This is a genomic window from Pedobacter sp. MR2016-24, assembly GCF_026239655.1.
GTDB lineage: Bacteria > Bacteroidota > Bacteroidia > Sphingobacteriales > Sphingobacteriaceae > Pedobacter.
Window position 1 is genome coordinate 581,755 of sequence record NZ_JAPIVO010000003.1, and the last position, 13,808, is coordinate 595,562.

The following is a 13,808-nucleotide window of genomic DNA, read 5'->3' on the forward strand; positions in this document are numbered from 1 at the left end:
AGGTTATTTTCATAAACATTGTTTACATAACCGTGTAAAATACTGTAAAGAAAACCCAAACCTTGCGCAAATATTTACATTCTTTCCGGCACTTCTATACCCAAAATACGCATACCTGATTTCAAAATTCCAGCAGTAACATCACTTAAACTTAACCTCAGTCGTTTTAGCTGCTCATCTTCTTCTTTAACGATGGGTGGAATTTCGTGATAGAATTTATTGAACATTTTTGCTACCTCATAAATGTAGTTTGCTAAGCTGGCAGGGCTAAAAGTTTTTGCAGCAGCAGATATTTCTGAAGGATATTTAGCTAAAAGGATGATCATATCCAGTTCAGTTTCTGATAATGCTACCTGATTGTCGATGAATACACCAGGTGTATAATCAGCTTTAAGCAATAATGATTTTATCCTCGCGTGTGTATATTGTATAAAAGGACCAGTGTTTCCCTGGAAGTCGATCGACTCAGCAGGATCAAACAATAAACGTTTTTTAGGTTCCACTTTCAGCAGGAAATATTTCAGGGCACCCATCCCTATATTGTAATAGAGGGTTTCTCTTTCTTCTTCACTGAAATGATCTACTTTACCTAAGGCCTCGGTTTTTTGTTTTGCTGTAGCTACCATTTCGGCAATCAGATCATCAGCATCCACAACAGTACCTTCACGTGATTTCATTTTACCACTTGGAAGGTCTACCATGCCGTAAGACAAATGGTATAAACCTTTTGCCCAGCTTTTACCTAACTTATCTAAAATCAGGAACAAAACCTTGAAATGGTAGTCCTGTTCGTTTCCTACAACATAGATAGACTCATTCATTTTGAAATCGTCATATTTCATCTGCGCAGTACCCAGATCTTGTGTAATGTATACAGAAGTACCATCTGCACGCAGTACCAGTTTCTGATCCAGACCATCAGCAGTAAGATCGATCCAGACAGAGCCATCTTCTTTTTTAAAGAACACGCCCTTAGCGAGACCTTCTTCCACAGTATCTTTTCCTAATAAATAGGTATTGCTTTCGTAATAAAACTTATCAAAATCAACCCCAAGGTTTTTGTAACTGATGGCGAAACCTTCATAAACCCATCCATTCATGGTTTTCCAGAGGTCAATCACAGCTTCATCGCCAGCTTCCCAGGCCAACAGCATCGCTTGCGCTGCTTTGATCAGGGGAGCATTCTTTTTTGCTTCATCTTCCGTCTGGCCTTCAGCTTTTAAAGCTTCGATTTCTTTTTTATATTCTTTATCAAAGATCACATAGTATTTACCCACCAGGTGATCACCTTTCAGTCCTGAGCTCTCCGGCGTTTCACCATTTCCCCATTTCTGCCAGGCCAGCATGGATTTACAGATATGTATCCCTCTGTCATTTACCAGGTTCACTTTATATACTTCTGCGCCATCAGCTTTCAGCAATTCTGAAACAGAATAGCCTAATAAGTTATTTCTAACATGCCCCAGGTGCAATGGTTTGTTGGTATTTGGTGATGAATATTCTACCATCACTTTCCTGCCGTTGGATGGGATCACACCGAAATCTGGTTGCAGCAGGGAGTTATTAAATAAGTCCAGCCAATAGTCATTCGCAATACTCAGGTTCAAAAACCCCTTCACCACATTAAATGCAGTCACTTCTTTTAAATTATCCACAAGATACGCGCCGAGGTCATTCGCCGTCTGCTCTGGTGATTTCTTCGAAAAACGTACAATTGGAAAAACTACTATCGTTGCCTGCCCCTCAAACTCTTTACGTGTATCTTGTATACTGATCAGACTTTCCGCAACCTCTTCATTATAAAGATGCTTAATGCCTTTCACTACTTCGGTAATAATAAAATTCATGGCCAAAAATAACCAAATAAGCAATAATGAGCGAATAATATAATTTAAAAATATTTAGATAGATTTGCCATACACCAAAATATATGAGCGAACAAAACAAGAATTTCGAAGTAAACGTGAGTACAGAAATAGGGCGACTGCGCAAGTTGTTAATTCATAGCCCTGATAGCGGTTTAGGTAAGGTTGTGCCGTCGAAGGCGCAGGACTGGCTTTTTGAAGACATTGTGCACCTGGAAACCATCCGTAAAGATGAATATGATTATTATGTTAAACTGCTGATGTACTTTCTTGATCCTGGTAAGATTAAGGGCAAACTGAAAGAAATTGATGCGGAAGAGGCAAACAGACAGTTTTTTAAGCCGGACGACACTGGTTTTCATCATTCTGAAGCGGTCATAGAAATTCAAAATCTATTGTCGGACATACTGGAAGACGTTTCTATCAAAAGAAAACTAACGGCATCTGTTTGCGCTATTGAAGGCTGTACGTATCGCTTACAGCTGCAGATGATCCAGACGGACGCAAAAGAGCTGGCTAAAATATTTATCTCGGGCAGCATGGCCGATGATCTGATGATCTTTGCCCCTATTCCCAACCTGATTTTTACGCGTGACGTAGGTATCACAATTAATAAACATATTCTGCTGAACAAACCGGCGAAAAAAGCAAGGAGTCGTGAAACATTGCTGATGCGTTATATCTTTTTTAACCATCCGCTGTTTGCAGCTTATACGGATAATATCCTGGAAATTCCTGATGCGGCACAACATTTCCTGCGTCCTGGTGAAGAAGAAGAGCACCGGACTACACTGGAAGGTGGAGATGTGATGATGGTAAGTGAAAATCACGTGTTGATTGGCTGCAGTGAACGTACTTCTGCGTATGGCGCAAATGAGGCGATTAAATTGCTGTTCGACAATAATGTGGTGGATAAAGTGACCGTAGTGCGGATTCCCAACAAAAGGGATTTTATGCATATTGATACGGTATTTACACAAGTGAAAAGGAATGTATGGACATTACTGAGCTCGATATCGAAAAACCATGTCAATAATCCGGCAGAACCGATCAGCTTCCTGATTGAACCAGATACGAAAGATGTGACAGAGATCCTGCAATTCAAAAAGGGTGAGGCACAACCATTACTATTCGAGAGCATAGAAGCTTTACTGGATGATATCAGTGTGAATGAACTGGGCAGTAAAGAAAAAACCAGATTCATTTACAGCGGAAATGGCAACTTCCCTTATGATGCAAGGGAGCAATGGACAGATTCATGTAACCTGCTTGCCATTAAAGAAGGAGTAGTTCTGGGATATGACCGGAACGACAAAACAATAGAAGCTTTTAAAAGCAATGGTTTCGATGTAGTCAAGGTAAAAGATCTGATCAACGACCTCGAAAGCGGGAAAGTGAATGCGGATACCATCACGGATACGCTGATTTTAATGCCTTCTGCAGAACTTTCGAGAGCCAGAGGCGGATTTCACTGCATGAGCTTGCCATTGCTGAGGGATGAACTGCAAAATAATTAAGCGACCTTAAGATTACACTATGCAAACCACCAATCATATATTAATGATCAGGCCGGTCGACTTCAAATTTAATGAACAGACGGCAGGAAATAATAAGTTTCAGCAGGCATCAGACGGAAGTCCAGAGGAAAGTAAGGTTCAGTCGCAGGCCCTGCAGGAGTTTGACAGCTTTGTCAGCCTCCTCCGCAAAAACGATGTCGACGTAACCGTAATTGACGACACGCTGCAACCGGAAACACCTGATTCCATTTTTCCTAATAACTGGGTATCTTTTCATGACACTGCGGAGGTGTTCCTTTATCCTATGTTTTCGGAAAACAGGAGACAGGAACGCCGGGAAGATATCCTTAAAACCCTGAGTGCAACTTTTAATATCAGCAAAATTACTGACCTATCAGGTTACGAGGCTAAAAACAGCTTCCTGGAAGGTACGGGCAGCATGGTCTTAGACCGTGAACACCAAATCGCTTATGCCTGTTTATCGTTAAGAACAGACCTGCAGGTACTGGGTGATTTCTGTACTCAATCGGGTTATACGGCGGTTACCTTTGATGCAACAGACAGCAGTGGTTTCCCGATCTATCATACCAATGTGATGATGTGTATTGGCGACCATTTTGCAGTAACCTGTATGGAGTCTGTTAAAGACGCAAATGACAGGGAAAAATTAATCCTTAGTTTCCGCCAGACAGGAAAAGAACTTGTAGAGATTTCACTCGATCAGATGAATCATTTTGCCGGCAATATGCTCCAGGTTAAAAGCAGTTCGGGAGAAGCTTTACTTGTCATGTCTGAACAAGCGTATTTATCCCTCACGAAAGCGCAAATAACCGCACTGGAAAAGTACAGCAGGTTGATTTACGCCCCTTTATATACCATAGAAAAAAACGGCGGAGGAAGTGCACGCTGTATGCTTGCGGAGATTCACCTGGAGAAAAGATAAATAATACGTATTGATGACAGTATTTTCATTTATAAAAGCTGTTTCTCAATTTAAAATTACATTTTTGCAAAAATTATTTAATGACCATAAATGCAGAGTTACTCCGAATTTCTTGATCTAAGTGTTGGCTTCCCTCAGGAAGGCTTCAGCGTTATAGATGACGAATTGTATTTTCAAGATCTAAACCTCATGGAAATGATTGAAACTTATGGTACGCCATTACGTTTCACTTACCTTCCGATGATCACTAAGAAGATCCAGCAGGCAAAACTGCTGTTTCAAACTGCTATCATCAAGAACAATTACCGCGGAGATTATAAGTACTGTTATTGTACAAAAAGCTCCCACTTCAAACACATCGTTGAAGAGGCCCTAAAGAACGGAATCCACCTGGAAACATCATCTGCATTTGATATGCCGATGATCGAAGCCCTGGAGAAAAAAGGTGCCCTGACTAAGGACATTACGGTAATCTGTAACGGATTTAAAACCTACCAGTACAAGCAATATATCATCGATATGTTGCATGATGGCTATAAAAACATTATCCCAGTACTGGACAACAAAGAGGAATTTAACCTTTTTGATGACGAGGTAGAACTGGACACACCATGTAACCTGGGTATCCGTATCGCTGCAGAGGAACAACCAGATTCACAATTCTATACTTCCCGCCTCGGTGTACGTATGGAAGATGTAATCGAATTTTATAACAATAAGATTTCTGCAAACCCGAACTTCCGCGTTAAATTGCTGCACTTCTTCATCAACTCTGGTATCACGGATTCACCCTACTACTGGAACGAGCTGGAGAAATATGTAACCCTATACTGCAAATTCAAGAAAATCAATCCTGAGCTGGATACTTTAGATATCGGTGGTGGTATGCCATTTAAAGACTCACTGGTATTTGATTTTGATTATGAGTACATGGTAAACGAGATCGTAAAACGTATCAAAGAAATTTGTGCTGAACACGATGTAGTAGAACCAGATATCATTACTGAATTCGGAAAATACACCGTTGCTGAAGCTTCAGGTATCCTCTACAAAGTATTAGGCCGTAAACAACAAAACGACCGTGAAAAATGGTTAATGCTGGATGGCTCGTTTATTACCAACCTTCCGGATGTATGGGCATTAAACCAAAAATATATCCTTCTTCCCATCAACAACTGGGATGCCGAATACGAGCGTGTCAACCTCGGCGGTATCACCTGCGACGGACAGGATTATTACAACCAGGAAGCACATATGAACTCCGTATTTATGCCTAAAACGCGTAAAGTACAATACCTCGGTTTCTTCAATACCGGTGCTTACCAGGAAGTATTGAGTGGTTACGGTGGTATCCACCACTGCTTATTACCAAGTCCTAAGCACGTAATCATTCGCCGTAACCGTGATGAGACCTTCAACTTTGAGGTTTTCGGAGAAGAGCAAAACAGTAAACAAGTGCTTAAAATCCTGGGTTACACTTAGGATAACAGCCTCATCAAAATACAAAGCCCCGTAAATCACAAATTTACGGGGCTTTTTTGTTTACAGCCGCTAACACATTTTGCAACCTGCTAACATAAAGATCTTTCAACCTGCTAACACAAAGATTTTGCTTCCTCCTAACACTAAGATCTTTCAACCTGCTCACGAAAAAAATTCTGCTCCCTGCTATCTGCCCCCTCCCGGATGACCCCGGATATTTCCTGAGTGCATCTGATTTTGGAAAACTGCATGGTCCAAAATCCCCTCCATTGCTTAAAATAAAAAATGACCTGCTGTTTTCCGGCCTTCTCAATTTGCATCGCAAATTTAGGCAGCCGGAAAACAGCAGGTCATTTTTTATTAGTCCAACTTCAGGATCACTCTCCCAAAATCAGCAGCACTTAAGAAACCTTTATCTCTTTGATCTCTGGTTGCACATCAACCCTTTTCCCCAATGTAATCGTCAAAATACCATTCACATATTCCGCAGCAATTTTATCAGCATCTACACTTTCAGGTAAAGTAAACGACCTTGCAAACGATAAATAATCAAATTCTTTTCTGCTGTAATCTTTTGCTACTGCACCGTCTTCAGCTTTTTTCTCTGCCCATACGGAGAGCGTATCTTTTTTAACATTAATCTGGAAATCTTCTTTCAGCAAACCAGGTGCAGCCAATTCAATTGTATAATCGGTAGCGCTTTCCAGGATGTTTACCCCGGGTACTTTGCTAACAGCATAGTTTTTATTCAATGCTTCACTAAACAAAGAATCAAAAACATTGTTAAAGTAAGGTGCAGTGTTTCTTGTACGATTGTTAAATTTTACTAGTGTCATTGTATGTTCTCCTTTAATTTTTTTAATATCTATTAATTACAACCACCTATTCAACTCCCGTACCAACCCAAATATTTATGATTTTCAAGACACTTTGGCATAAGAAAGAAAAACAAACAGACAAAAAGGCAGAGGTCATTAATAATTTAGACAGTTTTAAGTATAAGACTACCATAGAAACCAGATTTGCAGATTTCGATATGATGGGGCATGTAAACAATGCCGTATATTTCACCTACATGGAAATTGCTCGCACCAAGTACTGGAAACATGCGATATCATGGGATTGGGAAAAGACCGGAGTGGTGATTGCGCAGGCTTCGCTCGATTACCTATTACCGGTATTTCTGAAAGATCAGATCAGCATGTATGTGCGCACTTCCAGAATAGGTAATACCAGTTTCGACCTGGAATACTTACTCGTGAAACATGTAAATGGCAAAGAAGAAGTATGTGCAAAAGGAAAAAGCGTATGCGTAGCATTCGATTATGCAGCCAAAAGACCCGCTGCCATTCCCGTTACAGAGAAGCAGAAAATGCTCACCTTCGAGCAGCTATAGACGCTGCCGGAAGATGAACCCTATTTATCAGAAAGATGATTAAAAGATTTTGCCTGGATTAAGTATGGTATTGGGATCAAACACCTTTTTAATACTGCGCATGAGCCCGAGATGAATTTCACTGTATTTGATCGGCATGAATTCTTTTTGTACCAGTCCGATTCCGTGTTCTCCGGAAATCGTACCACCAAGATCGGCCGTTAGCTGGAATAGTTCCCTGATCCCATCTTTGAGCTTATTTTTCCAGTCCTCATCACTCATTCCCGCTTTAATAATATTGATGTGGAGGTTGCCATCGCCCGCATGGCCATAACATACGCTTTCAAAGCCATACCGGGAACCAATCTCTTTTATCCCATTAATCAGCTGAGGCAAAGCAGCTCTCGGCACTACCGTATCTTCCTCTTTATATACAGAATTGGATTTTACCGACTCGGCCATCGTTCTGCGCATACGCCACAATTCTTCTTTCTGACCAGCAGTATCTGCTAAAAGTACATTCGTGCAGCCATAAGCTTCCAACACGGTATTTACCTTTTCACAATCCTTATAAATTACCTCCAGATCATTTCCATCAAACTCAATCATCAGATAAGCGTTAATGCCTTCTTCCAGGACGAACTTAATCTGATCGTATTGCACTACCCATTCCACCCCTCTTCTTTCCATAAATTCTAAAGCGGAAGGAATCACTCCTGCCCTGAAAATGGCTGATACCGCAGCACAAGCCTGTTCATTTTCCAGAAAAGAGCCCAGCATCAGTACACTCAATGTTGGTTTCGGAATGAGCTTCGTCACGATCCTGGTGACTACAGCCAGGGTACCTTCCGACCCGATCATGAGTTGAGTAAGGTTATAACCGGATGCATACTTCAGGGTATTGGCGCCTGTCCAGATGACTTCACCCGTGGGGAGTACCACTTCCAGATTGAGAATATACTCTCTGATGGTGCCGTATTTTACAACCCGCGGTCCGCCGGATCCATGGGCCACATTCCCCCCAATAAAACAAGAACCTTTACTGGAGGGATCTACAGGGTATAATAAACCATGTTCCCCCACTGCATTTATGAATTCTTCTGTAATCACACCTGGCTCTACAATAGCCTGCAGATTCTCGGTATCAATAGAGATAATAGATTTGAACTTCTCCATAGATAACAGTACACCACCAAAAATTGGCAATGCTGCACCGCTTAAACCTGTACCACCACCACGGGGCGTAACAGGAATATGATTTTCATTGCAGAGCTTTAATAAGGCGGAAACCCCAGCAGTATCAACCGGCTTCACTACTACCTCCGGGTTATAATGGAGGTCTTCTGTTTCATCGTGACTATAATCTTCGAGTATAGCCTGGTCTGTAAATACATTTGCCTCCCCTACTGCAGCGGCAATTTGCTGTAATAAAGCGGTAGTAATTTTAGTATAGGTAGTGGGTGCTGACATATTTATGGTTAAACCTGATTATGGTTCTTTTTTTCTGAGGAATAAGACAATTGCACAAAGGAATGGTTGATTTCCCCCGGCATTGGCGGATGCATTTTTTTAATTCCCGCTAACGCAGTAAGCACAAAGGGAAAAGCAGACAATACCCTGTCCAGGATAAGCCTTACTACTGTTTCCAGCAGTTGTTTGGTACTGGCCATTTCCTCGAGGATAATGGTATTGAGCACTTCATAATTTACAGTACGCTCCAGATCTTCGGTGTTTCCGGAAGGATAAAAGGTCACTTCCACACTCACCAGGAATTCTGTACCAGTAAGTTGTTCTTCAGGATAATAACCATGAAGAGAGAAACATTTAACATCATTGAGGGCGACTGTCTGCAGGTACATAAGGTATTTTAAATAAGGAAATGCTTGAAATGAGTAACAAATTTAATTTTTTACGGCGTTTTAACCAGTGATTAACCGAATTTATTACCTTTGAAATACTACCCAAATATAGCTGATAACCATGAATAAATCTGGAAAGAAAGACCTTTACGAAGCACCTGATTATTATTTGCTCGACGAATTATTGTCTGATGAACATAAACTGATTCGTACCGCGGCGCGGGACTGGGTGAAAAAAGAGCTCAGCCCTGTAATTGAGGACTATGCACAAAAAGCAGAATTCCCTAAACATCTAATCAAAGGTTTGGGAGAGATCGGTGCTTTCGGGCCCACAATTCCGGTGGAATATGGTGGTGCAGGACTGGATTATATCGCCTATGGCATCATTATGCAGGAACTGGAACGTGGCGATTCAGGCATCCGTTCTACGGCATCGGTACAAGGCTCTCTGGTGATGTACCCCATTTATGCTTACGGATCTGAGGAGCAGCGTAAAAAGTACCTGCCTAAACTGGCTACTGGTGAAATGATGGGCTGTTTCGGTTTAACGGAGCCCGATCATGGATCTAATCCGGGTGGAATGGTAACTCATATTAAAGATGCGGGCGACCATTACATTTTAAATGGCGCGAAGATGTGGATTTCGAATGCGCCTTTTGCAGATATTGCAGTAGTATGGGCAAAAGATGAAGCCGGAAAAATCAGGGGTATGGTAGTGGAACGTGGTATGGAAGGCTTTACTACACCAGAAACACATAACAAGTGGAGCTTAAGAGCTTCTGCTACGGGAGAACTGGTATTCGACAATGTGAAAATACCTAAAGAAAACATCTTCCCTGAAATATCAGGATTGAAAGGGCCGCTGGGTTGCCTGAACCAGGCACGTTATGGTATTGCATGGGGAGCTTTAGGTGCGGCAATGGACTGCTATGACACCGCACTCCGATATGCAAAAGAGCGCGTACAGTTTGGTAAACCAATTGGCGGCTTTCAGCTGCAGCAAAAGAAACTGGCAGAAATGATTACAGAAATCACCAAAGGTCAGCTATTGGTATGGCGACTGGGTGTATTGAAAAGTGAAAACAGGGCTACCGCGGAACAAATTTCCATGGCCAAAAGAAACAGCGTGGAAATAGCGCTGGATGTAGCCAGAAATGCCAGACAGATGTTAGGAGGAATGGGCATTACAGGCGAATATTCCATTATGCGCCATATGATGAACCTGGAATCTGTAGTGACTTATGAAGGCACACATGATATACATTTACTGATCACAGGTATGGATGTAACCGGATTAAACGCATTTAAATAAAACACAATCACAACAATTAACGCTCTCTCTCATGTACAACGACTCTCTTCGGAGAATTTTACTGGTATTGCTCATTCTTTGCAGCACATTTTTCCTATCCAGCTCACAAGGCAAGAACTTTTCTGTAAACAGAACAGCGCCCTCGTGGATCGTAAAAGTAGATCCTTCGGGTGGAAAGCCTAAATCAAAAGATATTATTGATGGTTATTATCTGTCACTGATGGAATATCAGCAACATGCTGAACTGCAGGAAGAATACACACATATTATCCGGCAGATTGTATCTGATGCTGGTGTGCAAAATGCATCGCAGATCTCAGTGACATATGATCCCTCGTATCAAAAACTAATCTTTAATAAGGTAATCATATGGCGTGACAACAAGCCTTATGATCAGCTGAATGCGACAAAGTTTAAGGTCCTGCAGAATGAAAAAGACTTATCGAAATTCATCTACAGCGGCACTTACGATGCTTACATGTTGCTGGACGACATCAGGAAGGGTGACCGTATAGAATATGCTTTTACGTTGAAAGGTTATAATCCTATTTTTGGCAAGAAATACGCCAGTTCTATTTATACAGAATCATCCACCTCAATTGGTCACTCCTACATGAACCTGATGGTCAGTAAAACCAGGGATCTGAAGTTCAAAAGCTTCAATTCAGCGAATGCTGCCAGGGTATCAGACAAAGACGGACTTAAATTATATGAATGGGAAGGCCGGCTCACCAAAACTTATCGTTCTGCAGATTATGAACCTTCCTGGTACAATCCATTTAAATATGTGCAGATTTCTGAATACCAGGACTGGAATGAAATTGTAAACTGGGGATTGCGGGTAAACAGCTATGAGGGCTTGAAAACACCATTGGTAGACCAGAAAGTAAAAGAGCTGATGGCGAAGGCCAAAAATGATACTGCAAAATACATCGTTCTGGCTACCAGATTTGCACAGGATGAAATTCGTTATATGGGCATAGAGATGGGGCAGTATTCCCAGCGTCCAAACTCTCCGGAAAAGGTATTCAGGCAGCGTTATGGCGACTGTAAAGATAAATCTTTATTGCTGACCTATTTATTAAACAAAGCGAATGTGAGTGCTTATATGGCTTATGTAGATACTTATGCGGGAAAGAAGACTGATGAATTCCTGCCAAGTCCCGATCTATTTAACCATGTAGTCGTAGTAGTAGAATACCATAATAATAAAACATGGATTGACCCCACAATATCTTATCAGCGCGGCACTTTTGATAATATCTATTTCCCTAATTACGGAAAGGCTCTGGTATTGAAGCCTGGCGTAGGATCTCCTGAGGATGTCATCAGCATTGCAACCGGCAAACTGATTGCCAACCTGAATTTCACTATTGCTGATACTACAAGCAATAAAGAGACTAAGCTGATCATCAACAGTACCTATACTGATAATTATGCGGACGATATCCGGTCGCTTATTGCGGATGAGGGGGATGACGGAATTGAAAAATCTTTCCTCGATTATATTAAGAAATACTATCCTGACATCGAAAATGAGGGCAATATTAAGATTAAGGACAATGAAGAAACGAATACCATAGACATTACAGAATCTTACGTGATTAAAAACATGTGGCAGGAGGATGAAAAAAATACCGGTCTGCGTTATACTTATTTTTATGGCGATATGATTGATCATACGCTGAGGGAGATAGCTATCAAAAACAGGACGGAGCCCCTGGCACTAAAATATCCGGTGAATATTGAACAGAAGGTATTCATTAATCTTCCTTATGTACCTGATATCAGCGATGAAAGTGAAGTAGTAGAAACGGACAATAATTATTTTGAGTTCAACTCCTTTCATAAAGGTAACCAGATCAGACTCAACTATGTATACCGGACGCTAACCGACCATGTAGACGAAAATGGTCTGAAACAATACGTAAAAGACACTAAGAAGATCAGCGATATGCTGGCTTACCGGATTAACTGGGGTGGTGACACTGCCACATACAATTTGAACCCTTATCTGATTATGCTCGTGATACTGACGATGGTGGTGTCGGCTTTTTATTTTATCCGCATCCATCAGCAGCAATATGAATTTGATCTTGACCGGATCAATGCTGCCAGACCAATTGGCGGCTGGCTGGTTATGGTGGCTATTACATTGATTATTTCTCCATTTAGCTTGATTGCCTCCGCCTTTAAGTCTGAGATTTTCAATATGACTGTATGGGATGCCGCAGAGAAGTTAAACACCATGCAGCAATTCACCGTACACGGCTTCTTTGTTGTGACAGCGGTAGGCTTTGCAATACAACTTACCTGGGTTTTTCTGTTGCTTGTGCTGTTTTTTAACCGCCGGGAGGTATTTCCGCAACAATTCATCAGATATATGATCTTTTATGCTGCTTTAACTATCTTTGATGCGGCGGGAGGCGTCTTTATTAGTGCCATCACGCATGTTACGATGCCAAACGGAGCTGAACTGGCAAAAGCATTGATCAGAATTATTGTAATGGGACTGTGGGTTGCTTATTTCAAAAAATCGGAACGTGTTAGAGAAACCTTTGTATTTACCTATCCGGATCATCTTTGGAAAACTGCCTGGATGGAGCAAACCAATCAACTGATAAATAAAAAACAAGATACCATTCATCAGTCGCCCGTTGCCACTGAAGAAGATTTAAAAAACAACAACAATGAAAACGTTTAAAAAATACCTGCCCCTACCCGCGAGCACTGAAGAAGTTTATCTGGCCCTGACTAAAGCACAAAGTATCCAGTTATGGACAGGTGCAGAAGTAGAATTTACAGAAGAAGCCGGCACAGAGTTCTCCTTTTGGGAAGGTGATATCGTAGGGAAGAACATAGAGTTTGACTTTGGCAAAAGAATTGTACAGCAATGGTACTTCGGAGAAGAGAATGAACCGTCTATCGTTACGATAAAACTGCACCCTGATAAAAAAGGTACTTCACTGGAATTTGTACAAACAAACATCCCTGACGAAGACTATGATGATTTCACTGCGGGAATTACAGAACACTACCTTGGCGGTTTAGCTGACTTCTTTGAAGAGGAATAAAATACATCTGTTCATGCATTGTGCATAACAGCTCAACCTATCAAAATCTATGAAAAACATCGGACTATTGCTTATCGTTATTGGTGCCGTTCTATTAATATGGACAGGCTTTACTTATACTAAGAAAGAAAAAATAATTGATGCCGGTCCAATAGAAATCTCCGCCGACCGCGAGAAAAGTGTAAACTGGTCACCTTATGCAGGCGGCATTGTACTGCTCGCAGGAATTATTATCCTTGTTACTTCAAAAAAAAATAACTAGAATATAAAGCTAATCGGCTTATCCTTTAAAACACTTAAAAAAGCAAACAGCTCATTCCGGGTAGAAATGAGCTGTTTGCTTTTTACTATCTATCCAGGTTATATTATACTAAATTCTCT

General features: G+C 41.2%; 12 protein-coding genes. 8 read left to right on the forward strand and 4 right to left on the reverse strand.

The genetic code is table 11. The annotated features are described in order from the left end of the window. Window positions 1-74: 74 nt before the first annotated feature. Window positions 75-1,847 (reverse strand): arginine--tRNA ligase, encoded by a 1,773-nt coding sequence (gene argS / locus OQX62_RS10290; protein WP_265831415.1) that lies wholly within the window; start codon window positions 1,845-1,847, stop codon window positions 75-77. 83 nt (window positions 1,848-1,930) lie between these two features. Here argS and OQX62_RS10295 point away from each other — a divergent pair, with 83 nt between their 5' ends. The 3 genes from OQX62_RS10295 to OQX62_RS10305 all read left to right on the forward strand — a co-directional run bounded on the left by OQX62_RS10295 (window position 1,931) and on the right by OQX62_RS10305 (window position 5,807). Next, entirely contained in the window at window positions 1,931-3,382 is a 1,452-nt protein-coding gene (locus OQX62_RS10295; RefSeq protein WP_265831416.1) for an arginine deiminase family protein, read from the forward strand. Between the two features lie 19 nt (window positions 3,383-3,401). Further along, window positions 3,402-4,325, forward strand: coding sequence for a citrulline utilization hydrolase CtlX (ctlX, locus tag OQX62_RS10300; protein WP_265831417.1), 924 nt, complete (start codon window positions 3,402-3,404; stop codon window positions 4,323-4,325). Window positions 4,326-4,415: 90 nt separating this feature from the next. After that, on the forward strand, window positions 4,416-5,807 hold the full coding sequence (locus OQX62_RS10305; protein WP_265831418.1) for an arginine decarboxylase: 1,392 nt from the start codon (window positions 4,416-4,418) through the stop codon (window positions 5,805-5,807). Between the two features lie 401 nt (window positions 5,808-6,208). Here the strand turns inward: OQX62_RS10305 and OQX62_RS10310 are convergent, their stop codons facing one another. Beyond that, entirely contained in the window at window positions 6,209-6,643 is a 435-nt protein-coding gene (locus tag OQX62_RS10310; protein WP_265831419.1) for an Hsp20/alpha crystallin family protein, read from the reverse strand. A 77-nt stretch (window positions 6,644-6,720) separates the two neighbouring features. Here OQX62_RS10310 and OQX62_RS10315 point away from each other — a divergent pair, with 77 nt between their 5' ends. After that, the gene (locus OQX62_RS10315) at window positions 6,721-7,203 is read left to right on the forward strand and encodes a thioesterase family protein (RefSeq protein WP_322973728.1); all 483 of its coding nucleotides are present in this window, start codon (window positions 6,721-6,723) and stop codon (window positions 7,201-7,203) included. A 39-nt stretch (window positions 7,204-7,242) separates the two neighbouring features. Here the strand turns inward: OQX62_RS10315 and OQX62_RS10320 are convergent, their stop codons facing one another. Both OQX62_RS10320 and OQX62_RS10325 read right to left on the reverse strand, forming a co-directional pair. Beyond that, window positions 7,243-8,652, reverse strand: coding sequence for an FAD-binding oxidoreductase (locus tag OQX62_RS10320; protein ID WP_265831420.1), 1,410 nt, complete (start codon window positions 8,650-8,652; stop codon window positions 7,243-7,245). Between the two features lie 8 nt (window positions 8,653-8,660). After that, entirely contained in the window at window positions 8,661-9,041 is a 381-nt protein-coding gene (locus OQX62_RS10325; protein ID WP_265831421.1) for a dihydroneopterin aldolase, read from the reverse strand. Between the two features lie 121 nt (window positions 9,042-9,162). Here OQX62_RS10325 and OQX62_RS10330 point away from each other — a divergent pair, with 121 nt between their 5' ends. Genes OQX62_RS10330 through OQX62_RS10345 form a run of 4 tightly spaced genes read left to right on the forward strand, consistent with a single transcriptional unit; the run spans window position 9,163 to window position 13,689 of the window. Further along, entirely contained in the window at window positions 9,163-10,353 is a 1,191-nt protein-coding gene (locus OQX62_RS10330; protein ID WP_265831422.1) for an acyl-CoA dehydrogenase family protein, read from the forward strand. A 31-nt stretch (window positions 10,354-10,384) separates the two neighbouring features. Beyond that, window positions 10,385-13,057: a DUF3857 domain-containing protein gene (locus tag OQX62_RS10335; protein ID WP_265831423.1), complete on the forward strand. Its 2,673-nt coding sequence runs from the start codon at window positions 10,385-10,387 to the stop codon at window positions 13,055-13,057. Next, window positions 13,044-13,427, forward strand: coding sequence for an SRPBCC domain-containing protein (locus OQX62_RS10340; RefSeq protein ID WP_265831425.1), 384 nt, complete (start codon window positions 13,044-13,046; stop codon window positions 13,425-13,427). The genes OQX62_RS10335 and OQX62_RS10340 overlap by 14 nt, the downstream gene beginning before the upstream one ends. 49 nt (window positions 13,428-13,476) lie before the next feature. Continuing rightward, entirely contained in the window at window positions 13,477-13,689 is a 213-nt protein-coding gene (locus tag OQX62_RS10345; protein ID WP_265831426.1) for a hypothetical protein, read from the forward strand. Window positions 13,690-13,808 lie beyond the last annotated feature (119 nt).

Bases quoted from the DNA above. Each gene is read 5' to 3' on its own strand.
- argS (WP_265831415.1), bottom strand. From the start codon at position 1,847: ATGAATTTTATTATTACCGAAGTAGTGAAAGGCATTAAGCATCTTTAT.
- OQX62_RS10345 (WP_265831426.1), top strand. From the start codon at position 13,477: ATGAAAAACATCGGACTATTGCTTATCGTTATTGGTGCCGTTCTATTA.
- OQX62_RS10295 (WP_265831416.1), top strand. From the start codon at position 1,931: ATGAGCGAACAAAACAAGAATTTCGAAGTAAACGTGAGTACAGAAATA.
- OQX62_RS10340 (WP_265831425.1), top strand. From the start codon at position 13,044: ATGAAAACGTTTAAAAAATACCTGCCCCTACCCGCGAGCACTGAAGAA.
- ctlX (WP_265831417.1), top strand. From the start codon at position 3,402: ATGCAAACCACCAATCATATATTAATGATCAGGCCGGTCGACTTCAAA.
- OQX62_RS10320 (WP_265831420.1), bottom strand. From the start codon at position 8,652: ATGTCAGCACCCACTACCTATACTAAAATTACTACCGCTTTATTACAG.
- OQX62_RS10325 (WP_265831421.1), bottom strand. From the start codon at position 9,041: ATGTACCTGCAGACAGTCGCCCTCAATGATGTTAAATGTTTCTCTCTT.
- OQX62_RS10310 (WP_265831419.1), bottom strand. From the start codon at position 6,643: ATGACACTAGTAAAATTTAACAATCGTACAAGAAACACTGCACCTTAC.
- OQX62_RS10335 (WP_265831423.1), top strand. From the start codon at position 10,385: ATGTACAACGACTCTCTTCGGAGAATTTTACTGGTATTGCTCATTCTT.
- OQX62_RS10315 (WP_322973728.1), top strand. From the start codon at position 6,721: ATGATTTTCAAGACACTTTGGCATAAGAAAGAAAAACAAACAGACAAA.
- OQX62_RS10330 (WP_265831422.1), top strand. From the start codon at position 9,163: ATGAATAAATCTGGAAAGAAAGACCTTTACGAAGCACCTGATTATTAT.
- OQX62_RS10305 (WP_265831418.1), top strand. From the start codon at position 4,416: ATGCAGAGTTACTCCGAATTTCTTGATCTAAGTGTTGGCTTCCCTCAG.